The organism is Shinella sp. 20P9.1.1, assembly GCF_057798995.1.
In genome coordinates, this window is record NZ_JBYOLC010000012.1 from 49,786 (window position 1) to 70,795 (window position 21,010).

At 64.5% G+C, this 21,010-nt stretch carries 24 protein-coding genes and 2 pseudogenes; 11 read left to right on the forward strand and 15 right to left on the reverse strand.

Annotated features, from left to right (window positions below; genetic code table 11):
* Position 1: 1 nt before the first annotated feature.
* The gene (gene betC / locus AC27VQ_RS19800) at positions 2-1,531 is read right to left on the reverse strand and encodes a choline-sulfatase (RefSeq protein ID WP_488717638.1); all 1,530 of its coding nucleotides are present in this window, start codon (positions 1,529-1,531) and stop codon (positions 2-4) included.
* A gap of 29 nt (positions 1,532-1,560) precedes the next feature.
* Positions 1,561-2,196, reverse strand: coding sequence for a transcriptional regulator BetI (gene betI / locus AC27VQ_RS19805; protein ID WP_488717639.1), 636 nt, complete (start codon positions 2,194-2,196; stop codon positions 1,561-1,563).
* A 151-nt stretch (positions 2,197-2,347) separates the two neighbouring features.
* On the opposite strand from betI, the gene AC27VQ_RS19810 reads away from it, so the two are divergent.
* Positions 2,348-2,896 carry an HdeD family acid-resistance protein gene (locus AC27VQ_RS19810; RefSeq protein ID WP_488717640.1) on the forward strand — a complete coding sequence of 183 codons (549 nt, stop codon included), beginning with the start codon at positions 2,348-2,350 and terminating at the stop codon, positions 2,894-2,896.
* Between the two features lie 57 nt (positions 2,897-2,953).
* Positions 2,954-4,120 carry an acetyl-CoA acetyltransferase gene (locus tag AC27VQ_RS19815; protein ID WP_488717641.1) on the forward strand — a complete coding sequence of 389 codons (1,167 nt, stop codon included), beginning with the start codon at positions 2,954-2,956 and terminating at the stop codon, positions 4,118-4,120.
* A gap of 12 nt (positions 4,121-4,132) precedes the next feature.
* Here AC27VQ_RS19815 and AC27VQ_RS19820 read toward each other — a convergent pair whose 3' ends face one another.
* On the reverse strand, positions 4,133-4,411 hold the full coding sequence (locus tag AC27VQ_RS19820; protein ID WP_488717642.1) for a helix-turn-helix domain-containing protein: 279 nt from the start codon (positions 4,409-4,411) through the stop codon (positions 4,133-4,135).
* Positions 4,380-4,652, reverse strand: coding sequence for a BrnT family toxin (locus tag AC27VQ_RS19825; protein ID WP_488717643.1), 273 nt, complete (start codon positions 4,650-4,652; stop codon positions 4,380-4,382). The genes AC27VQ_RS19820 and AC27VQ_RS19825 overlap by 32 nt, the downstream gene beginning before the upstream one ends.
* A gap of 83 nt (positions 4,653-4,735) precedes the next feature.
* On the opposite strand from AC27VQ_RS19825, the gene crcB reads away from it, so the two are divergent.
* From crcB to AC27VQ_RS19840, 3 genes are all read left to right on the forward strand, one after another.
* Positions 4,736-5,125 (forward strand): fluoride efflux transporter CrcB, encoded by a 390-nt coding sequence (crcB, locus tag AC27VQ_RS19830; RefSeq protein ID WP_488717644.1) that lies wholly within the window; start codon positions 4,736-4,738, stop codon positions 5,123-5,125.
* Positions 5,122-5,559, forward strand: a complete 438-nt coding sequence (locus tag AC27VQ_RS19835) for an EamA family transporter (protein ID WP_421591539.1) — start codon at positions 5,122-5,124, stop codon at positions 5,557-5,559. The genes crcB and AC27VQ_RS19835 overlap by 4 nt, the downstream gene beginning before the upstream one ends.
* Positions 5,560-5,681: 122 nt before the next feature.
* Positions 5,682-7,508, forward strand: coding sequence for an EAL domain-containing protein (locus AC27VQ_RS19840; RefSeq protein ID WP_488717645.1), 1,827 nt, complete (start codon positions 5,682-5,684; stop codon positions 7,506-7,508).
* 59 nt (positions 7,509-7,567) lie between these two features.
* Here AC27VQ_RS19840 and AC27VQ_RS19845 read toward each other — a convergent pair whose 3' ends face one another.
* Complete coding sequence (locus AC27VQ_RS19845) at positions 7,568-7,825, reverse strand: DUF1344 domain-containing protein (protein WP_313529072.1); 258 nt, start codon at positions 7,823-7,825, stop codon at positions 7,568-7,570.
* Positions 7,826-8,146: 321 nt separating this feature from the next.
* Between AC27VQ_RS19845 and AC27VQ_RS19850 the strand changes: the two genes are divergently transcribed.
* Positions 8,147-9,148, forward strand: coding sequence for an NAD(P)H-quinone oxidoreductase (locus tag AC27VQ_RS19850; protein ID WP_313529075.1), 1,002 nt, complete (start codon positions 8,147-8,149; stop codon positions 9,146-9,148).
* A gap of 3 nt (positions 9,149-9,151) precedes the next feature.
* Here AC27VQ_RS19850 and AC27VQ_RS19855 read toward each other — a convergent pair whose 3' ends face one another.
* From AC27VQ_RS19855 to AC27VQ_RS19865, 3 genes are all read right to left on the reverse strand, one after another.
* Positions 9,152-10,084 (reverse strand): sensor domain-containing diguanylate cyclase, encoded by a 933-nt coding sequence (locus AC27VQ_RS19855; protein WP_488717646.1) that lies wholly within the window; start codon positions 10,082-10,084, stop codon positions 9,152-9,154.
* Between the two features lie 152 nt (positions 10,085-10,236).
* Positions 10,237-11,673: an MFS transporter gene (locus AC27VQ_RS19860; protein WP_488717647.1), complete on the reverse strand. Its 1,437-nt coding sequence runs from the start codon at positions 11,671-11,673 to the stop codon at positions 10,237-10,239.
* Positions 11,674-12,218: 545 nt separating this feature from the next.
* Positions 12,219-12,677, reverse strand: a complete 459-nt coding sequence (locus AC27VQ_RS19865; RefSeq protein ID WP_313529084.1) for a carboxymuconolactone decarboxylase family protein — start codon at positions 12,675-12,677, stop codon at positions 12,219-12,221.
* A gap of 107 nt (positions 12,678-12,784) precedes the next feature.
* On the opposite strand from AC27VQ_RS19865, the gene AC27VQ_RS19870 reads away from it, so the two are divergent.
* Positions 12,785-13,648: a sigma-70 family RNA polymerase sigma factor gene (locus tag AC27VQ_RS19870; RefSeq protein ID WP_488717648.1), complete on the forward strand. Its 864-nt coding sequence runs from the start codon at positions 12,785-12,787 to the stop codon at positions 13,646-13,648.
* A gap of 177 nt (positions 13,649-13,825) precedes the next feature.
* On the opposite strand, the gene AC27VQ_RS19875 is transcribed toward AC27VQ_RS19870, so the two are convergent.
* Positions 13,826-14,563: a DUF3750 domain-containing protein gene (locus AC27VQ_RS19875; protein WP_488717649.1), complete on the reverse strand. Its 738-nt coding sequence runs from the start codon at positions 14,561-14,563 to the stop codon at positions 13,826-13,828.
* Positions 14,564-14,645: 82 nt separating this feature from the next.
* Here AC27VQ_RS19875 and AC27VQ_RS19880 point away from each other — a divergent pair, with 82 nt between their 5' ends.
* Positions 14,646-15,653, forward strand: a complete 1,008-nt coding sequence (locus AC27VQ_RS19880) for an asparaginase (RefSeq protein ID WP_488717650.1) — start codon at positions 14,646-14,648, stop codon at positions 15,651-15,653.
* Here the strand turns inward: AC27VQ_RS19880 and AC27VQ_RS19885 are convergent.
* A pseudogene (locus AC27VQ_RS19885) lies at positions 15,654-15,980 on the reverse strand (DeoR/GlpR family DNA-binding transcription regulator); the annotation flags it as partial. It abuts the gene before it with no gap.
* Between the two features lie 15 nt (positions 15,981-15,995).
* A complete protein-coding gene (locus AC27VQ_RS19890) occupies positions 15,996-16,751 on the reverse strand; it encodes a DeoR/GlpR family DNA-binding transcription regulator (RefSeq protein ID WP_488717651.1) in 756 nt (251 codons plus the stop codon).
* A 97-nt stretch (positions 16,752-16,848) separates the two neighbouring features.
* On the opposite strand from AC27VQ_RS19890, the gene AC27VQ_RS19895 reads away from it, so the two are divergent.
* Entirely contained in the window at positions 16,849-17,214 is a 366-nt protein-coding gene (locus AC27VQ_RS19895; protein WP_313529096.1) for a DUF4406 domain-containing protein, read from the forward strand.
* A 98-nt stretch (positions 17,215-17,312) separates the two neighbouring features.
* The gene (locus AC27VQ_RS19900; protein ID WP_421591546.1) at positions 17,313-17,714 is read left to right on the forward strand and encodes a VOC family protein; all 402 of its coding nucleotides are present in this window, start codon (positions 17,313-17,315) and stop codon (positions 17,712-17,714) included.
* Positions 17,715-17,765: 51 nt separating this feature from the next.
* Here the strand turns inward: AC27VQ_RS19900 and AC27VQ_RS19905 are convergent, their stop codons facing one another.
* From AC27VQ_RS19905 to AC27VQ_RS19915, 3 genes and pseudogenes are all read right to left on the reverse strand, one after another.
* Positions 17,766-18,503, reverse strand: coding sequence for a DUF4198 domain-containing protein (locus AC27VQ_RS19905; RefSeq protein WP_488717652.1), 738 nt, complete (start codon positions 18,501-18,503; stop codon positions 17,766-17,768).
* A gap of 87 nt (positions 18,504-18,590) precedes the next feature.
* Positions 18,591-18,928: pseudogene (locus tag AC27VQ_RS19910) on the reverse strand (MmcQ/YjbR family DNA-binding protein).
* Between the two features lie 56 nt (positions 18,929-18,984).
* The gene (locus AC27VQ_RS19915; RefSeq protein ID WP_488717653.1) at positions 18,985-19,176 is read right to left on the reverse strand and encodes a hypothetical protein; all 192 of its coding nucleotides are present in this window, start codon (positions 19,174-19,176) and stop codon (positions 18,985-18,987) included.
* Between the two features lie 103 nt (positions 19,177-19,279).
* Between AC27VQ_RS19915 and AC27VQ_RS19920 the strand changes: the two genes are divergently transcribed.
* Positions 19,280-20,221 (forward strand): LysR substrate-binding domain-containing protein, encoded by a 942-nt coding sequence (locus tag AC27VQ_RS19920; protein ID WP_488717654.1) that lies wholly within the window; start codon positions 19,280-19,282, stop codon positions 20,219-20,221.
* On the opposite strand, the gene AC27VQ_RS19925 is transcribed toward AC27VQ_RS19920, so the two are convergent.
* Positions 20,181-20,840, reverse strand: a complete 660-nt coding sequence (locus AC27VQ_RS19925; protein ID WP_488717655.1) for a glutathione S-transferase family protein — start codon at positions 20,838-20,840, stop codon at positions 20,181-20,183. The two genes, AC27VQ_RS19920 and AC27VQ_RS19925, sit on opposite strands and share 41 nt — an antisense overlap.
* Positions 20,841-21,010 lie beyond the last annotated feature (170 nt).

Here is a 21,010-nt window from a genome sequence, read left to right on the forward strand (position 1 = left end):
CTTATTCTCCCCGCGGATAGCGTTTGGATTCCTCGAGATTGTCGAGGTTCATGTGGTTGCGCATGTAGCGTTCGGATGCCTTTTGCAGCGGCTGGTGGTCCCAGGGGTAATAGGCGCCGTTCCTCAGCGCCTCATAGACCACCCAGCGCCGCGCCTGGCTTTCGCGCACGGCGGCGTCGAATTCTGCCATGTCCCAGCGCGCCTCGCGCATCTGCCGGAAGGCGGCGAGCGTCGCCTGGATGACCGGATTGTCCGAGCCCGCGAGATTGGTGAGCTCCTGCGGATCGGCCTCGAGGTCGTAAAGCTGCTCGGGGTCGAGGTCACAATGAATGTATTTCCACTTGCCTTCGCGGATGCCGACCAGCGGCGCATAGGAGGCTTCCGCCGCATATTCCATCAGCACCGGCGAGATGCGCTCCGCGCCGTTGATGATCGGCAGCAGGCTTTCGCCATCCGTCCAGGGCATCACCTCGTCCATGGAAATGCCGGCGAGATCGCAGAGCGTCGGCGTCACATCGAGATTGGAGGAGGGGGCAAGATGCAGGCCGGGTGTTACGCCGGGGCCGGCGACCATCAGGGGCACGCGGGCAGAACCCTCGAAGAAGTTCATTTTGAACCACAGGCCGCGCTCGCCGAGCATGTCGCCATGGTCCGAGCAGAAGAAGATCAGCGTGTTGTCGAGCATGCGCGTGCGCGTCAGCGTGTCGACAAGCTCGCCGACCTTCTCGTCGAGATAGGAGATATTGGCGAAATAGGCCTGGCGCGAGCGGCGCACATGCTCGCCGTTGATCGCGAACTTGGCATAGTCGCAGGAATGCAGGATGCGGGCCGAATGCGGATCCTGCTCGTCCAGCATGCCGACATCGGGCAAGAGGTGCTCGCAGTCCTCATACAGGTCCCAGAATTTTTTGCGTGCGACATAGGGATCGTGCGGGTGGGTGAAGGAGACGGTCACGCACCAGGGGCGGCGGTATTGGTCGTCGTTCTCGCGCGAGAGCTGGTAGAGCTTCTGGTTGGCGAGGAAGGCGACCTCGTCGTCATATTCCATCTGGTTGGTGATCTCGGCGACACCCGCGCCCGTCACCGAACCCATATTGTGATACCACCAGTCAATGCGTTCGCCCGGCTTGCGATAATCCGGCGTCCAGCCGAAATCGGCCGGGTAGATATCGGTGGTCAGCCGCTCCTCGAAACCATGCAGCTGGTCCGGCCCGACGAAGTGCATCTTGCCCGACAACGCCGTGTAATAGCCGGCGCGGCGCAGGTGGTGCGCGAAGGTCGGGATGGAGGAGACGTATTCGGCCGCATTGTCATAGACCCGCGTGCGGCTCGGCAGCTGGCCGGCCATGAAGGAGGCGCGGGCCGGCGCGCAGAGCGGCGAGGACGTGTAGTTGTTGCGGAAGCGCGCCGAGCGGGCGGCGAGCGCCTTCATATGCGGCGCATAAAGCCAGTCCGCCGGCCCATCGGGGAAAAACGTCCCGTTGAGCTGGTCGACCATGATGATCAGGATATTCGGCTTGCTGGCGGTCACGGACAGGTCCTTGGAAAATGAAATCAGAATTAGCGTTTCTCTGTGACGGGCGCTCGCCGGCCCGCGGCGGCGTCGACACCGCCCGCGACAGCGGCAAGCTGTGCATCCACGTAGCTCTCGGTTAGCGCGATCGAGGTGGCGATGCTGACCGGTGCGGAGCGCAAGCCCTGTCGCAGGTATAGCCCGTCGATCATCGCGGCGGCGCCATCGGCGATTTGTGCCGCGTCCTCGGCCGGGCAGAGCTGCTTGAGGCTGGAGAGCAGGCTGGAATTCAGCCGCCGCGCATAGACGACGAGCAGCCGACGAACCGCCTCGGAACGCTGTGCCTCGGAATAGAAGGCAAGCCAGGCCGCCACCGTCTCCGGTGCAAACTGATGCGCCTGGAAATTCACGCGGATAACAGCCGAAAGCCGCTCCCGCGGCGTCTCCGCCTCCCGCAGCGCCGCCACGGCATCGGCGCGCAGCTGGCGCAGCAGGCTGCGGATCGTCTCGATGACCAGCTGTTCCTTGGAGCCGAAATAGTGATGGGCAAGCGCCGGCGACACGCCGGCATGGCGGGCGATTTCCGACATGGTCACGGTCAGCGAGCCGTGATCGCCGACCGCTCTCAGCGTCGCGTCCACCAGCGCCTTGCGGCGCACCGGCTCCATCCCAACCTTCGGCATGTCATTCCCCTGATTTTTATCAAGCGTATTTTTAATTGATCGATCAATCAATAAAAATCTTCGGCGTCGGCAGGAGTTCAATCAGATGTCGCAAAGGCGCATTATTTCGTGTTAGGCTGGTTTTGTTTTCATTCAATTTTCGAGGTGCGTCATGGTCCTCTCTCCCGGAATGAACCCATTCTCCGACGTCCGCGCCAAATGGGGCTGGTTCGTCGCCCTCGGCGTCGTCCTGCTCGTTTTCGGCGGCATCGCGGCAGCCAATCTCTTCATCGCGACGGTCGCCTCGGTCTACTATGTCGGCATGTTGATGATCGTCGGCGGCGCCGTGCATCTTGCCCATGCCTTCCAGGTCAAAGCCTGGCGCGAGACGATCGCTTGGGCGCTGAGCGCGCTGCTTTATCTGGCAGCCGGCGTGCTCGCCTTCGTCAATCCGGTACTGACCTCGGCCGTGCTCACCCTGCTGATGGCCGCCGCCCTGCTCGTCGCCGGCGTCTTCCGTATCTTCGCGGCCTGGCGTGTACGCCCGGACAAGGGTTGGGGCTGGCTGATGGCGGGCGGCATTGTCACCGCGCTTGCGGGTCTCGTCTTCCTGCTCGGTTGGCCGGTCAACAGCCTGTGGCTGCTCGGCCTTTTCCTTGCCTTCGATCTCGCCATGCAGGGCTGGGCGCTCATCGGTTTCGGCCTTGCGCTGCGCAAATAGGCGGCGCCCTTTACCTCCCGCCGCCATCGGCCCATCATGCCAGCGGGAGGATTCTTCATGGACGTTTCCATCATCGGCTGGGCGCATACGCGCTTCGGCAAGCTCGAAGGCGAGACGGTCGAGAGCCTGATCGTCACCGTCGCGCGCGAGGCGATCGCCCATGCGGGGCTTGCGGCCGGCGATATCGACGAGATCGTGCTCGGACATTTCAACGCCGGCTTCTCGCCGCAGGATTTTACCGCGAGCCTCGTGCTGCAGGCCGATGACGCACTGCGCTTCAAGCCGGCGACGCGGGTGGAAAATGCCTGCGCCACGGGCTCGGCCGCCGTGCATCAGGGCATCCGCGCCATCCGGGCCGGTGCCGCACGCCATGTGCTGGTCGTCGGCGTCGAGCAGATGACGAAAACGCCAGCCGCCGAGATCGGTGCGAACCTGTTGAAAGCCTCCTATCTACCCGAGGACGGCGACACGCCGGCCGGCTTTGCCGGCGTCTTCGGGCGCATCGCGTCCGCCTATTTCCAGCGCCACGGCGACCAGTCCGATGCGCTTGCCGCCATCGCCGCCAAGAACCATAAAAACGGCGTCGCCAATCCCTATGCCCAGATGCAGAAGGACCTCGGCTTCGATTTCTGCCGCACCGAAAGCGAGAAGAACCCCGTCGTCGCCGGGCCGCTGAAACGCACCGATTGCTCGTTGGTCTCCGACGGCGCCGCCGCCTTGGTGCTAGCCTCTTCCGATGCCGTCGCCAGCGCGCCGCGGGCCATCAGCTTCCGCGCCGCCGCCCATGTGCAGGATTTCCTGCCGATGTCGAAGCGCGACATCCTGACATTCGAGGGCTGCACGGAAGCCTGGCGGCAGGCGCTGGCGCAGGCCGGCGCCACGCTCGGCGATCTCTCCTTCGTCGAAACCCATGACTGCTTCACCATCGCCGAGCTGATCGAATATGAGGCGATGGGCCTCGCCAGGCCGGGCGAGGGCGGCCGCCTGGCCCTCTCGGGCGAAACGGCCAGGGATGGCCGCCTGCCGATCAATCCCTCCGGCGGTCTCAAATCCAAGGGCCACCCGATCGGCGCGACCGGCGTCTCCATGCACGTCCTGACAGCCATGCAGCTTGCCGGCGAGGCGGGCGGCATCCAGGTGCCGGGCGCCACGCTTGGCGGCCTCTTCAACATGGGCGGGGCGGCCGTCGCGAACTATGTCTCCATCCTCGAACGGAAGCACTGAGCCAAAGGCGGCCTATGCGACCACCTTCGCCACGAGGTCAGGGTGCTGCCCGATCACCCGCACATAAGCGACGGCGAAATCCGGAGCGGTCGCGCGGGCCTGCTCCCAGTCGCGCAAGGTCCCGACCGGCACGCGGAAGCGATCCGCGAATTCGGTCTGGGACAAGCCGAGCGCGGTTCTGGTCCTGCGGATCAGCCGTGCTCGCTGACCGCGATCCATCGCCTCGGCCGTCACGTCGAAGTCCTCCGGATCCGCCGGATCAGAAGGAAGAATGATAGGCTCTTTCTTCATCCTTGTTGCTCCTTCTCACCGAAATGAAGCGGGGTAGATCGTCCCGCCAGACAAAAATACCGGTAAACAGTCTCTCTTCCACGCTACCGATCACCTTGAATCGTTCTTCGCCGTCTTCCTGGCGAAGAGAGGGAAGGATCAGATGATTGCCATCCTCGAAGAGCCCATCGCCGAAGCCCAGGGAAACTCCGTGCTTCTCTCGGTTGACGGCGTCCTTTGCGGGATCGAACCTGTTCGACATAAGGGAATCATACTGGAATTCCGTAGGGATTCAAATGGAAATACGGGATTCCCGTAGTGTGCCGGAATGTGGGGACAATCGACATGAACTATCTGATCGTCTTTTTGGGTGCAGGCATGGGCGGGGCCGGCCGGCATGGGGTGAATGTGCTGGCGGCAAAGCTGTTCGGTACGCATTTTCCCATGGGCACCTTGATCATCAACGTGTTGGGCTGCTTGCTGATGGGCCTGATCGCCGGCGTCTTCGCCTTTAAGGTCAGCCTGCCGCAGGAGGCGCGGCTGTTTTTGACGACGGGCATCCTCGGCGGCTTCACCACCTTCTCCGCCTTTTCGCTCGATGCGGCCCTGCTCTGGGAGCGCGGCGAGATGGGGCTGGCAGCACTTTATGTCGGCGCGTCGGTTTTTGTTTCGCTGCTGGCGGTCGCCGCCGGACTTGCTCTGACGCGGTTTCTACTCGCGGGAGGTGCAGTGTGAAGGCCTTTCTGACCTCCTGGCAGGTCTGGGCGCTCGGCTCGGCAGTCTTCGCCGCCCTCACGGCGATTTTCGCCAAGATCGGCATATCAGACGTCAATTCCGACTTCGCCACCTTCGTGCGCACCGTGGTCATCCTGCTGGCCATCGCCGTCATGCTGACGCTCGCCGGCAACTGGCAGGCGCCCGGCACGGTGCCGGTGAAGAGCTGGATTTTCCTCATTCTCTCGGGTCTGGCGACCGGCGCCTCCTGGCTCTGCTATTTCCGCGCGCTACAGATCGGCAAGGCCGCGCAGGTCGCACCGGTCGACAAGCTCTCCGTCGTGCTCGTTGCCGTTTTCGCTGTCCTTTTCCTCGGCGAGCAGCTTTCGACCACGCACTGGATCGCGGTTGCAATGATTGGCGGTGGCGCACTGCTGCTTGCCTTGCCCATATGAGAAGTTTCTTTTTCAACTCCTTGTAGTCGTTGCAGTTTCATCGAATTGTCACACTAAAGAAACGGATTTTTCAGGGATCGGAGGAGAGACTTCGCGGCATTGTAAAAGCCTCGGAGCGTCCCATGTCCGCCGCCGAACTGCTCGCCCTTCGTCGCTTCGGCGATGGTGAGATCGTCACGCTCGCCAAGCTGGTCATCGAAACGGCCTTCCAGCCGATCGTCGAGGCCGCCACCGGTGCCGTATTCGGCTACGAGTCGCTGATGCGCGGTTTCGACCGGCTCGGCTTTCGCTCGCCGCTCGATCTTCTCGACCGGGCGCATGAGGCCGGCCAGCTTCTGGCGCTCGAGCATATGGTCAACAGCCGGGCGATCGCGGCCTTCGCTGCGCTGCCGGATTTCCGCTCGCGCACGCTGTTCGTCAATCTCGATTCCCGGCTGGTGGCCGAGGGTTCCGACCTCGTCGAGCGCCTTGCCGGCCATCTCAGCCGCGCCGGCATTCCGGCGTCGTCGATCTGCTTCGAGATTTCCGAGCGCTTCAACAACGATCAGCTGCCGGATTTCGCCATGCTGGTCCGAAAACTGCGGCTCGCCGGTTTCAAGCTTGCCATCGACGATTTCGGCGTCGGGCACAATGGCCTGAAACTGCTCTGCGATCACCCGGTCGATTATCTCAAGATCGACCGCCACTTCATTTCCGGCATGGAGGCGGACGCGCGAAAGCGCCATCTCGTGCGCAACACCGTCAACGCCGCCCATGTGCTCGGCATCCGCGTCATCGCCGAGGGTGTGGAGAGCGAGGCGGAGTTCATCGCCTGCCGCGAAGCGGGTTGCGATCTCGTGCAGGGCTGGTTCGTCTCGCGCCCCGTCACGGATTTTTCGGCGCTGAGCCCCGTCTATGCGCAGGTGGCGCGGGCGGGCGGCACGCGCCGCTCGTCGCGCACGCTGGATAGCATCCTAATCCGCCGCGAGATCGAGCAGGTCGCGGTGCTCCGGGAAAACGAGAGCCTGGAATCGGTCTTCGAATTCTTCCGCCGCGATCCCAAGCGCACCTTCTTCCCGGTGCTGAACGCAAATGACGAGCCGCGCGGCATCCTGCACGAATATCATGTGAAGGAGCTGAGCTATCACCCGTTCGGCCGCGACCTCCTGAAGAACAAGCTCTACCAGAAGAGCCTGTCGCATTTCGTCACCATGGCGCCGATTGCCGATCTCGATACGCCGGCCGAACAGCTGCTCGACGTCTTCACCGGCATGGGCGGCAATGAATGCGTAATCCTCACCGAGAACCTGCGCTATGCCGGCATCCTCTCGGCCTCGTCGCTCTTGAAGATCATCAACGAGAAGCGGCTCAAGACGGCGGAGGACCAGAACCCGCTGACCGGCCTGCCGGGCAACCGCTCGATCCGCGATTACCTGCAGGACAAGGCGCTCGACGGCGACCAGCTGCGCTGCCTGTGCTATTTCGATTTCGACAATTTCAAGCCGTTCAACGATCACTACGGCTTCCACAAGGGCGATCTCGCACTGTCGCTCTTCGCCTCGCTCATGCGTCGCGAATTCGTCGGTGAGGATGTCTTCGTCGGCCATGTCGGCGGGGATGATTTTTTCGCTGGCGTTTCCGGCCGTCCGGTGGACGCGGTGCAGGATATCCTGGAACGGCTGCTTTCCGATTTCGCCCGCGAGGTGCGTGCGCTCTATTCGCCGGAGGATCGGCTGGCCGGCGAAATCCGCGGCCGCGACCGGGCCGGGCATCAGACGAAATTTCCGCTGATGCGCTGTTCGGCCGTCGTGCTGGTGGTGCCGGAAGGCGAGGTGATCGGCGAGGCGGGGCAGATCAGCAGCCGCATCGCCGCCCTGAAGGCGGATGCCAAGGAGAGCGACGGGGGGCTCGTGCTCTCCTCGGCCTCAGGTGAAATGCAGCGTGCGGCGGCTGCACGTCGTCAATCATAGAGTTTCCGGGTACCGGAAACTCTTGGGGGCGGGCCCTTGCGGACCCGCCCCGTGCCACGTCAGCGGAGAATCTTCACCGTCTTCGCTTCGTGGTTCTTGCCGGACATGTCGAAGGAGATGGCCACCTTCTCGCCAGCCTTCAGTCCGGGATCGTGAAACCCCTTGGGAAGGTGGTAGACGGTGCCATCGGCAAGCGTCAGAGACATCGACGCCTTGTTGTAGTCCTTGACCGTACCGGTCGCCGACTTGGCGGCGAGTGCAAGACCTGGGGTGGCAAGAATGGAAACGATGGCGAGATTGGAAAGAAGAACACGCATCTGTGTCGTCCTGAAAAGCCCCGGGCGGGGGCTGAGAAGCCGTCCGGGAGGCGTCGCGTCGCAGCCTTAAGGGAAGGGCTGCCGGCGCTCCCCGGCTTCGGAAGGAAAGCTAGGCCCGGAAAAATCCGTTTTCAAATTAACAAGATTTAATTTTCGTTGCCGTGAAACAGCCGGAATTTCAGCGCTTCGCGGCCGAATGTTGACGATGTTCAAGCGCCACGTGATGTCGCAGCAAAAGCGCCCAAGCGATTCAAAAGATTCGCACTTTGGGCTAGAATCACCAAAGACGATGCGGTCGCAACACGCGGGGAGGCTTTATCCATGCCGGTTCCATCATCCATGTCCTATATCGGGCTCAGCGAACACGGCGGCCCGGACGTGCTGTCGGTGATGGAGGGCCGCACGCCGCAGCCGCGCACCGGCGAGCTTCTCGTGCGCGTCGAGGCGGCCGGCATCAACCGGCCGGACGTGCTCCAGCGCAAGGGCGATTATCCGCCGCCGCCGGATGCCAGCCCCATCCTCGGCCTGGAGATTGCAGGCGAGGTGGTGGCGATCGGCGAGGACGTCACCGGCTACCATATCGGCGACAAGGTCTGCGCGCTGGCCAATGGCGGCGGCTATGCGCAATATTGCGTCGTGCCGGCCACCCAGGCGCTGCCGTTCCCGAAAGACTATGATGCGGTGAAGGCGGCGGCGCTGCCGGAGACCTTTTTCACCGTCTGGGCGAACCTCTTCATGATGGCCGAGCTGAAGCCCGGCGAGAGCGTGCTCATCCATGGCGGATCGAGCGGTATCGGCACGACGGCGATCCAGCTTGCCGCAGCGCTGGGTTCGCGCGTCTTCACGACGGCCGGCACGGCGGACAAATGCGAGGCCTGCCTTGATCTCGGCGCCAGCCGCGCCATCAACTACCGCAGCGAGGATTTCTGCACCGTCATCGCCGAAGAGACAGGCAAGGCTGGCGTCGATGTCATCCTCGACATGATCGGTGCCGCCTATTTCGAGCGGAACCTGAAGTCGCTCGCCCGCGACGGGCGTCTGTCGATCATCGCCTTCCTCGGCGGCACCTTCGCCGAAAAGGTCAGCCTCGCGCCCATCCTGCAAAAGCGCCTGCGCCTGATGGGCTCGGCCATGCGTCCGCGCACCGCGGCGGAAAAGCAGGAAATCCGCGATGCCCTGCTGGAGAAGGTGTGGCCGCTCCTGGAGGAGGGGCGCATCGCCCCGGTCATTCACGCCGTCCTGCCTTACAAGGAGGCCGCCGCCGGCCATCGCATGATGGAGCATGGCGACCACATCGGAAAGATCGTGCTGACCTTCGATTAAGATCTATTCGGCACAGGTGATGCGGTCGCGGCCGAGATGTTTTGCCTGGTAGAGCGCCCGGTCGGCGCGCTCGAAGAGGTCCTCCGCCGCCGTGCCGCAGAATTCCGCGATGCCGGCCGACATGGTGTAGGCGCAGCAGATATCGACGCGGTTTTCCGCCCGCGCCATGTGGCTGCGCAGCCGCTCGATGGCGTCTGTCGCCTGGCGCAGGCCGGTGCCCGGCATCAGCACCAGAAATTCTTCCCCGCCGATGCGCGCGAAAAAGTCGCCGCCGCGCAGCTCCTGCCGGCCGGCGGCGGCGAAGTGTTTCAGCACCCGGTCGCCATTGGCATGGCCGTAGCGGTCGTTGATGCTCTTGAAGTTGTCGAGGTCGATCAGCACCAGCGAGAGCGGCGTGCCGTCGCGTAACGCCGCCTGCATGTCCGCCTCCAGCCGCTCCATGGCCGCGCGGCGGTTGAAGAGGCTGGTCAACGGGTCCGTATCCGCGGCGAGCCGGGCGGCGTCGTGGGCAAGCTGCAATACACGCTCGTTGGATTTGAGCATGGTGATGTCGGTGAAGACGTGCCACAGCCAGCCGCCCGGCAGCAGCGTTTCATTGGCGAGGAACCACCTGTCATCGCTGATGTCGATCTCGAAGGTGCGCTGCGGGCTGCTGCGCCGCTTCTTGCTGGCCATGTCGAGAAAGTCCTCGACCGGCGTGCTGATCTTCGGGCCGACGCACTTGCCGTGACAGTTGCGCATGATGTCGGCAAAGGTGCTGGCACCTGGCTGCACGTCGAAGAGCTGGCGGAAGGCTCCCGAGCCGTAGGCAAGCTCATCGTCGGGCGAAAACAGCGCGAAGGCAACGCCGGACGCATCGAGGCCGGAGAGGATGAGGTCTGTCGTGGCGCGGTCACGGAGAAGGGCGAGAGGCAGGATCGTGTCGATCCTCGCCATGCCGCTTTCCTCCAGCCAGCCATGTCCATCGCTCAGCCGCAACCGCTCGTCCTTTCCGGGGCAGAATCATCGGCCAGACCGACGATAGGTGCCCTTTGTGGCAGAAGGCGGCAGTGTCGCAATCGCGACCACCTGATGGCGTTAACAAATCCTCAATCGCCGTGCCCGGTCGCTTTGTGCGGAAGGCCGATGGCAAGTAGGATAGCGAGGGCCGCCGGCAGCGCGAGCAGCGCATAGAGCCAGCGCGCCGCCGTTACCGCACCCTCGATGCCGCCCGGCTGCAACAGGCCGGTGGAGTTGACGATGATGCCGGCGAGCGCCGCCCCGAAGGCAGCACCCAGCGCCTGCATGGTGGTGATGGCGGCCGACGCTTTGTCCGTTTCGCCTGCGGGGGCAAGCCACATGACATGGGTCACGAGATGCGCCCAGCCCATGCCGATGCCGAACCCCATCAGGTAGGTGAAAACAGTCGAGAGCACGAGCAGGAGCAGGCCGCTGTCGGGATTGTGCCGGGCGAGCGTGAAGACGAGCAGCGCGGTCGCGACCGTCTCGATTGCCCCGCCGACGAGGATGACGCGGTTGGCCAGCCTTCCCTTGAGGCTTGCGGTCATGAAGGCCGCCGTCGTCCAGCCGAGCGCCAGCAGCGCCACGAGATAGCCCGAGACCAGCGGCGTCACGCCATGCAGCACCTGCAGGAAATAGGGGATGTAGACATCCGAGCAGATTGTCACCAGCAACAGCAGCATGATGAGATAGACGCGGGCGAGCGGCGAGCCGAGGCGGATCGTGCCGGCCGGCAGGAGCCGCGCCTCGGCATGGCGCTCGATGGTGATGGCGGCGATGACGCCGATGACGGCGGCAGCCGACAGAACACCGCGCAGCGCCGGCGCCTCCACCGAGCTTGCAAAGGAGAGCAGCACGACGGCCGTCACCAAAAGCACGATCTGCACGAAGGGCGTCTTGGTCGTCACCCGTTCGCCTTCGCCCGAGGGCAACAGCCGGGGCGCGACGAAGGCCATGATGGCGGAGAGCGGAACGAGCAGCGCGAAGGCCTCGCGCCAGGCGCTGCCGGCGGCGAAGATGCCGCCGATGGTCGGCCCGAGGAAGGTCGCGATGCCCCAGACGGCGGCATAGAGCGTGGACGCCGTGCTCCACAGCGCCTCGGAATAGACATGGCGGATGAAGGCATAGCCGAGCGCCACGAGGAAGCCGGCGCCGAGCCCCTGGACCGCCCGGCCGGCCAGCACGATCTCCATCGTGGGGGCGATGGCGCAGACCAGGCTGCCGATGCCGAACAGCACCGCGCCGAAGACGTAGCAGCGGTTGAGCGTCACGCTTTCCGGCCGCACGGCCACGAAGGTCGAGCCCAGCACGGAGGCCGCGACATAGATCGTGGTTGCCCAGGCAAACAGCTCGAGGCCGCCGATATCGCGCACGATCGAGGGCATCAGTGTGGCGGTGATATAGGTCTCCACCGCATGCAGCATGATCCCGCCGCCGAGCATCAGCGTGCCGAACAGGGTGCCGCGATGAAACAGGCTGGACAGCCGCGGCGCGACTTCCTTCGGGGTGACAACACTATCGGACATGGGAACGGACCTTGGCATGCAACATTGCGGACTGAGACGTCGCACGGCCCTACCGGGAGTTCAAGCCGTGACTTTTGGTTGAAAAGGCGAGAAACGAGCGCGAGTGAGAGCGAGCGACCGCTGTGCCCGATATGCGGCAGCGGGATCGTGTGGCGCATGACCGTTGCCACAAGCCCTCTTCCGTTCGCCCAGTACGAAGCATCAGCCCGAATATGATGCCGCACCAAGCATCCGGTAATGGATATCTGACACCCAAAGCCGACGCTCGGAATATGGCTTGGCGCCATGGCATTGGTTGCTTGAACACGGCGCTCTCCTCCTCTCCGTCATCCTCGGGCTTGACCCGAGGATCCACACATCCGCACCGTCTCGTCTGTGGTTTGGATCCTCGGGTCAAGGCCGAGGATGACGGAGGAGAGGTGGGAGGCTGGAAAATGACGGAAGATGGGAGGTGAGGGGCAGCGAGAGGCGAAGGCGACATAGGAGGCGAGGGTGTAGGCCTGCACCGGCAAGCCGCCGACCTCGAACCTCTGGCCAGCCCGGCCTTACGGGTTCCACTCGCCGGCAACCTGCCGCGTCGCCACGTTGAAGCGGTTCCAGACGTTGATCGCGGCGATCTCCACGACGAGGGCGGCAAGCGTCTTCTCGTCATAGTGGCGGGCGGCCTCGTTCCAGATCGTGTCCGGAACCGGCTCCTCGCGGTCGGCGATGCGCGTCAGCGCCTCGGTCAGCGCCAGCGCCGCGCGCTCGGCATCCGTATAGAACGGCGCCTCGCGCCAGGCGGCGACGGAGAGGATGCGCCGGTCGCTCTCGCCGGCCTTCTTCATCATGCGCGGATGCAGATCGACGCAGAAGCCGCAGCCATTGATCTGGCTGGCGCGCAGATGCACGAGATGGGCGGTCTTTTCCGGCAGGTCCGTCTTCTGGGCCGCACCCTGCAGCGCCTGCATGGCCTTCATGACTTCGGGGAGGACGGCGACGATATTGGTCATACGGGATTGCATTTTGGTGCTCCTTGCACTGTTTTCGCTTCGACGGCTGCGAGCCCTGTCACACCGGTGCGGCTTCGTTCGTCATGGCCATGACGCCGCGAACCGAGGGAGTGTGACCGATGAGCGAAAAAAAGTTTTGGACCGAGCGTTTCGAGGCCGAGCGCGGCCGTCTGCGCAGCGTGGCCTTCCGCATGCTGGGCTCGCATGCCGAGGCGGAAGACGCCGTGCAGGAGGCCTGGCTCAGGCTGGAGCGGGCCGGCGACGGTATCGAAAACCCGGCAGGATGGTTGACCACCGTCGTCGGCCGCATCTGCCTCGACATGCTGCGCGCCCGCACGAAGCGCCGCGAAGATCCGATCGATGGCGACGAGGGGGAGGTGCAGCACGCCGATCCCTCAGCCGGCGCCGATGAACAGGCCGCCCTTGCCGACTCCGTTGGCCTGGCGCTGCTCGTCGTGCTGGAGCGCCTCGCACCCGTCGAACGCCTCGCCTTCGTGCTGCATGACATGTTCGACGTGCCCTTCGAGGAGATCGGCCGCATCGTCGATCGCTCCCCGGTCGCCGCCCGCCAGCTGGCGAGCCGCGCCCGCCGCCGCGTGCAGGGCCTGCCGGAAACGCCGTCCGCCGATTACGACCGCCGCAAGAATGTCGTCGCCGCCTTCCTCGCCGCCTCGCGCGACGGCGATTTCTCCGGCCTGCTCGCCGTGCTCGATCCCGACGTCGTCTTCCATGCGGATGCCGATGCCGTCAGGCTCGGTTCGCTCGCGGAAATGCACGGCGCCCAGGCGGTGGCGACCAATTTCAAGGGCAAGGCGACTGCGGCAAGGCTCGCACTCATCGACGGCCAGCTCGGCCTCGCCGTTATTCTCGGTGGCCAGCTCAAGGTGGTCGTGCTCATGGAGGTCGAGGGCGATCAGATCATCGCGATCGACTCCATCGCCGATCCCGCGCGTATTGCGGCCTGCGAGGTGGAGTATCTGTAAGGTAGGCGACTAGACAGCGTTTGAGACGTCTTCTCTCTATCCTCATCCACTGACGTCATCCTCGGGCTTGACCCGAGGATCCACCGCCCCGCCCGGAGCGTGGATGGTCGGGTCAAGCCCGACCATGACGGAGGGGAGGCGACGGGGGAGAGAACGGCCGGTGGACGGCTGTGGGCGCTAAATCCCGATCCGCCCGATCGCCGGGATCTTGATCGCCGGCCGCATCACGTCGATGCCGGCGACGAGGCCCATGATGTGCAGCTCCAGCCCGCTGCGCATGCCGGCGGAGACGCCTATGAGGCCGTAGAGCGTGGCATGCACGTCCCTGCCATCCGCATCCACGGCAAAGAGCTTGCCCTCCGGCAGGTAGTCGCGCCCCACGGCATCCGGCGGCAGCACGACGCCGAGTTCCGGCACGCTGCGCAGCACATGGGCGACGAAGGTGTTGGAGTTCGGTCCCGGCCAGAGGCGGTAGGCGCCGGGCTTCGAATAGGGATAGGCGGCAATCGCCTTCTCGATCTTCGGGATCAGCCGCGCCGCCTCTTCGCCGCTGACGGAGGCGACGAGGCGCGGCGTGTTGGAATACCAGAAGGCATCGGGCGCATAGGCGTTCTTGCGCACCGGCGTGCCCCAGCCGACCTTGTCGTACCGATTGTAGCTTGCGGCATTCGCCGCCTTTGTGACGATCCAAGCATGGCTCGCCACCGCGCCCTTCATGCCGCCCGTCGCGGCGGAGAAGATATGGATCGTCGCCTCCGGCGTCTTCTTCGCCTCCGGCAGGATACCGGCGGAGGTCCAGTTCGCCTCGCGCCAGTTGGCCGGACGATCCTTGATGTACCAGTAGCCGGCAGCACCCAGGGCGGGCATCAGGTAGATCACGAGAAAGAGGACAAGAACGTTCCTCAGCAATTTCATGCAGGCGCTCCGAAACCGAGTGGGCAGCTTGATCGATTTCGGATAATACCGCAGCGGAAATCGGAAATTTGAGGGCACGATCATGGCAAATCCGGTACTTGTCGAAGTCACCCGCGGCAATCTCGTCGAAAGCCGCCATCGCGGCATGGTCGTGGTGGTCGATGGCGATGGCGCGGTGGTGTTTTCGCAGGGCGATATCGACGGCGGCGTCTTCCCCCGCTCGGCCTGCAAGGCCATGCAGGCATTGCCGTTGATCGAAAGCGGTGCCGCCGATGCGCACGCCTTCGGCAACCAGGAACTGGCGCTCGCCTGCTCCTCGCACAGCGGCGAAGCGGCCCACGCGCGGTTTGCCGGCTCCATGCTCGCCGCCGCCGGCGTCGATGAAAGCGTGCTGGAATGCGGCGCGCACTGGTCCTTCGAGCAGCCCGTCCTGATCGGCCAGGCCCGCCTGCTCGACCGCCCGACGGCGCTGCACAACAATTGCTCCGGCAAACATGCCGGCTTCGTCTGCGCCGCCTGCCACACCGGCAAGGATTTGAAGGGCTATGTGCGCTACGAGCACCCCGTGCAGGCCGAAATCCGCGGCATCATGGAAAGTCTGACGGGCGCGGCGCTTGCCGTCGACAATTGCGGCGTCGACGGCTGCTCGATCCCGACCTATGCCGTGCCGATGAAGGGCCTCGCCCACGGTTTCGCCAAGATGGCGACCGGCGTCGGCCTCGCCCCCGAGCGCGCAAAGGCCTCGCGCCGCCTGATGGAGGCCTGCATGGCCGAACCCTTCTTCGTCGCCGGCACGGGACGCGCCTGCACCCGCCTGATGGAAACCGCCCCCGGCCGCATCTTTGCCAAGACCGGCGCCGAAGGCGTCTTCTGCGCCGCCATTCCGGAAAAGGGCCTCGCCATTGCGCTGAAATGCGAGGACGGCACGACCCGCGCCGCCGAAAGCATGGTCGCCGCCACGCTTGCCCGTTTCTTCACGGAAGAGCCCGACATCCACGCCGCCCTGATGGCCCAGGCCAACCGCTCCATGAAGAACTGGAACGGCATCCATGTCGGCGACATCAGGGTGACCGAGGCGTTCGCCGCCTGATCAGGCCTCGACGACTTCCAAACCTAGCTCCCGGTAAGGCGCCAGCACCTCCGGCGCCAGGCTATCAGGCACGATGAGGCCGGTGGCGGAGGCTGTCGGCATGATCGTCCAGGGGGAGGCGCGGCCGAGTTTTTCGGCGGTCAGCAGCACCCAGGTCGCGGCGGCGTTTTCGGCGATGATGCGTTTGGTGGCGGCTTCCTCCATGTCGCCGGTCGTCAGGCCGTGCGTGGGATGGGCGGCCGTCACACCCATGAAATAGAGGTCGGCCCTCAGGCCGCGGATCGCCTCCAGCGCGAGCGCCCCCGTCGTCACCATCGAATGTTTGTAGAGCCGTCCGCCGAATCAGGCCTCGACGACTTCCAAACCTAGCTCCCGGTAAGGCGCCAGCACCTCCGGCGCCAGGCTATCAGGCACGATGAGGCCGGTGGCGGAGGCTGTCGGCATGATCGTCCAGGGGGAGGCGCGGCCGAGTTTTTCGGCGGTCAGCAGCACCCAGGTCGCGGCGGCGTTTTCGGCGATGATGCGTTTGGTGGCGGCTTCCTCCATGTCGCCGGTCGTCAGGCCGTGCGTGGGATGGGCGGCCGTCACACCCATGAAATAGAGGTCGGCCCTCAGGCCGCGGATCGCCTCCAGCGCGAGCGCCCCCGTCGTCACCATCGAATGTTTGTAGAGCCGTCCGCCGATCAGCACGACCTCGGCGGTCGGGTGGCGTTCGAGTTCGCAGGCGATGGTGGGGCTGTGGGTCACCACCGTGAAGGCGAAGCTGCGCGGCAGCGCGCGGGCAAGCGCCGCCGTCGTCGTGCCGCCGTCGAGGAAGATCACCTGTCCGGGCGCGATCATCGCCGCCGCGCGCGCGCCGAGCGCGGCCTTCTCGTCGGTTGCCAGCGTCTGGCGTGCGGCGAAATCCGGCAAGGCGGGGGCAAGCGGCAAGGCCCCGCCATGCACGCGCTTCAACAGCCCTTCCGCCGCCATTTCCCGAAGATCCCGGCGGATCGTGTCCTCTGACAGATCCAGCTCCGCCGCGAGCGTCTTGGCGACGATTTCCCCGTCGCGGATCAGGCGCTGGGCGATGAGCGCCTTTCTCTGGCTGGTCAGCATATCCGAACTCCGTCTTGACTCTGCACGAAACTGGACGAATATTCGTGGAATATCCAGAATAATCCGGATATTTCGTGCAAATTGTAAGGAGTAAGACATGTTGATCCTGATTGCGGGCCCCTATCGTTCGGGCACCGGGGACGACCCGCAGAAGATGGCGGAGAACCTGAAGCGGCTGGAGGCGCCGTCCTATGCGCTGTTCAAGGCCGGTCATGTGCCCATGATCGGTGAGTGGGTGGCGCTGCCCGTCTGGCATGCGGCCGGTGGCCAGGAGATCGGGGATGCCCTGCACGAGGAGATCTTTTATCCGACGGCGCATCGCCTGCTCGAACTCTGCGAGGGCGTGCTGCGCCTGCCCGGCGACAGCAAGGGCGCCGACAACGACGTGCGCATCGCCCGCGAACGCGGCATTCCGGTCTGGCATCGGCTGGAGGATGTGCCGGGCTGCGCGGCGGCGGCGTAATTTTTTCGAAAACCTTGTCGGGAAGGGGCTTCGTGTTACGTCCTTGTGGCATGATGGGGGAAAACGCCCCGCATCGCCAACAATCAAGGAGGATTTCCATGCGCATGATTTTCGTCAACCTGCCCGTCAAGGACCTGCCGGCGACCCGCCGCTTCTTCGCGGCGCTGGGCTTTACCTTCAACGAGCAGTTCTCCGACGATACCGCCGCCTGCATGGTGGTGGACGAGAACATCTTCGTCATGCACCTGACCGAGGAGAAATTCGCCCAGTTCGTCAACGGCAAGGTCGGCGATCCCGAACAGCAGACGCAGGCGCTGACCTGCTTCTCCGCGGTCAGCCGCCAGGAAGTCGACGACTTCAAGGCCAAGGCGCTGGCCGCCGGCGGGCGCGAATGGAAGCCGAACATCGAATTCGGCCCGATGTACGGCTGCTCCTTCCAGGACATCAACGGCAATGTCTGGGAGTTCATGCATATGGATCAGTCGGGCGGCCAGGGCTGATCAATATCCCTTTAAAATGAGGCCTGCGCCTGATGGCGCAGGCCTTTTTGTTTAGTCGTCGTGGCTATGCGCTTCCGCGACGAAGCTGACTGTCGCGGTATAGCCGATCTGGTCCGCCTTCGGGTCGTTTTTCAGCGGCATGCTGTGATCGACCGCCAGCACGTTCAGTCCGTCATTGCGGATCGCTACCACGACCTCGCCGTCGGCATCCGTTGGGTCGCTCTTGAGAGAGGCCTGGTTGACGTAATCGAGCGTCACCACCGCGCCGGCAAGCGGTTTGCCGTCATGCAGTACGCGTAGCCGGATCGGATCGCCGGCCTTGCGGCCGATCGGGTTGTCGAGCGGCACGATCTGCAGGTCCTGCTTCGGGAAGGCGGGCAGGGCGCCGTGGGCGTGGAGGAGCGACAGGCTGTTCTTGATGTAGTGGCCGGCGGCTTTGGCGTCCGCCACCTCGTCCTTCGCCGCGTTCACCCATTTGCCATCTGTCTTCTCCGTCCAGTAACCGTTGTCGAAGGTGAGAAGAATGGCGGCGGGCTCGCCCTCCGGCTTCAGGATCGCGTGCTTCTCGCGTTTGTCGATCTCCACCGGCGTTGCGGCTCCCTCTTCGGAGATCGCCAGCGCCTGCGTGATGCGTGCGGGATCATAGGGGTCGTCACCCGCGCCATGGCCATAGACGACGCCGAGATTGCCCCAGCGCTCCGCCACCCAGGCGCCATGCGCCCCGGCGGTGAGGGGCAGCGAGAGAACGAGCGCGAGCGCGCCCGAAACAGCGAGAATCTGCTTCAGCATTCTGGTCTCCAGATAGGTAATGTTATTACGTTACTTAGGTGGTGTAGCGTTCAGTGCTCCGGCCTGTCAAGCGGGCAACGCGAAAGATCAATCAAGCAACCTGCGCAGCTTCGCCGGCGCCTTGAGGCGCCAGGATTCGGCTAGGCGGTGCCGAAGCTCCGCGTCGTCAATGACGGCGGCGCGCACCAGAAGGGCCGGCCAGCCCTTGTAATGGTCGGTTTCGTAATAGAGCTCGGGCGCCATCTCGATGAGGCGTTCCTTGTCGTCGAGCGGCACCATCAGCACCAGCGTTTCGGCATCCTTGATGCGCACAAGAGCTTTCCGGCCACCTTTAGCGCCGGGGTGCCGTAGGACGTGCCGGTTTCGACACCGGGCAGGTCCTCGGCGAGGCGCTGGAGCCGCGCCAGAAGCGGATCGGCGGACATGCGAAATCCTCCCCGCCCAGACTATACCATGGCGGGGAGGACGACGAGGGGGAGGATCAGGGGCGGCAGGCCGCTTCGCCCGGCTGACTTTGCGCGCGGAAGAGGCCGAAGGGCAGGTCGCCCAGCGCGCGGGAATCCATCGTCTCGATTTCGGGATGCGCCAGCGGGTCACGCATCCAGATGGGCGTCTCCGCAGGCTCGGCCTCGGCCTTCAAGGCTGCTGCGATTATGGAGAAAATCTTGAACATTGTCTTCTCCTTTCGGTTCGTTATCATTGTTGATGATTGATAATCGCGCCGAAAGAGCGCTTCATCAATCGAGCACTTCGTGACGGGGATATAGAAAAACTATATGCGAAATCTCAGCCTCGTGCATCTGAACGGCCTTCGCGCGCTGGAGGCAGTGGGGCGGCTCGGCTCCTTGCAGGCGGCGGCGGAGGAGCTTGGCGTCACCGTCGGCGCCGTCAGCCAGCAGGTCATCCGCGCTGAAGAGCAGTTGGGGCGGGCGATCTTCGACCGCACCAGTCGCGGCCTGCAACGGACGACCTTCGGCGCGCCCTTTCTCGCGCGCCTCTCGGCAGGCTTCGGGCAGATTTCCGAGGCGGTGGCCACCACCCAGCGCCGCGACGATGCGATCCTGACGATCTCGGTCGCGCCGATCTTCGCCTCGCGCTGGCTCATCCACCGCATCGATCGTTTCGCCGCCGCCCATCCCGAGATCAGCCTGCGCATCGAGGCGACGACGACACTGGTCGATCTCGCGCGCTCGGATGTCGATCTCGGCATTCGCGTCGGGCCGGGCACATGGCCGGATGTGCGCGCGGAGTTTCTGATCCCGCAGGTGATGTTTCCGGTCTGCGCGCCGGCGCTGGCGGAAAAAATCAGGACGCCCGCGGATCTCGCCACGCAGCCGGCCGTCGTTGATGGCAATGACGAATTCACCTGGGAGCGCTGGCTGAAGGCGGCGGGGCTCGATAGTCCTGCCCCCAAGGCGCGGCATGTCTTTTCCGATGCCTCGCTCTGCCTCGATGCGGCGCTGGCCGGGCAGGGGGTGCTGCTTGCCTGGCCGGTGCTCGCCTCCTGGGCGCTGAAGGAGGGGCGGCTCGTCGCGCCGTTCCCGATCCGGGTCGAGACCGGCAACGGCTATTATTTCGTGACGGCCCCCGGCGTGCCGGAGCCTCGAAAGGTCTCGATCTTCAAGCGATGGCTGCGGGCCGCCATCGCCGAGGACGAGGACGGCTTTGCCGGTGCCGTCATTCCAGCTCTTTCGCCCGCGTCTCCATCATCGCCCTGAAGGCCGGGCGCGCCTGGCAGCGCTCCAGCCAGGCCTTGACGTTCGGCGCAGCGTCGAAGAGCTGCGGCTGGCTCATCGCATAGCGGAAGACCTCCGCGACATTGAGATCGGCCACGGTGAAGCGGTCGCCGACGACATGGCCGGTGGCGGCGAGATGCTGGTCGAGCCGCTGGAAACATTTTTTCAGCGCCTTGGCCGCGCCGCGAATGGTCAGGCGCCCCGCTTCGCTTTCTGCCGCATTGGTGTCGAGCGCCAGAATGATCTTCACGGCATGCGGCTCCACCTCGGTTGCCGCCCACATCGTCCATTGCAGCATTTCGGCCTCCTCCGTCACCGTCTGGCCGGAAAGCGGACCGCCATGCTTGCGGGCGAGATAAAGGTTGATCGCCAGCGACTCGGTCATCACGAAGCCGCCATCATCGATGCAGGGGATGAGGCCGGTCGGGTTGACCGCGAGGAATTCCGGCGATTGCGTGTTGAGGGGGGCATCGGCCGCATGGGGATCGTTCACCCGGCGGGCCTGCACGACCGGCACGGAAACGAAGGGCAGGCCGAGTTCGCCCGCCAGCCAGTAGTTGCGCGAGGCGCGGGAGCGGTAGACGCCGTAAATGCTGAGCATGGATCCTCCTGATGCAAGCCATTTGGCGATGGGCTTGCAATAGAACAAAGTGGCCCCGCGTTTCCTGCCCAGACAGGCATGAAACGCAGAGGATTTGCCGGCACCATAGGCGGCGGGTCATGCCTGCGGTAGGCTAATAGTCTGATCGATCGATGAATTGTCGTGATAGC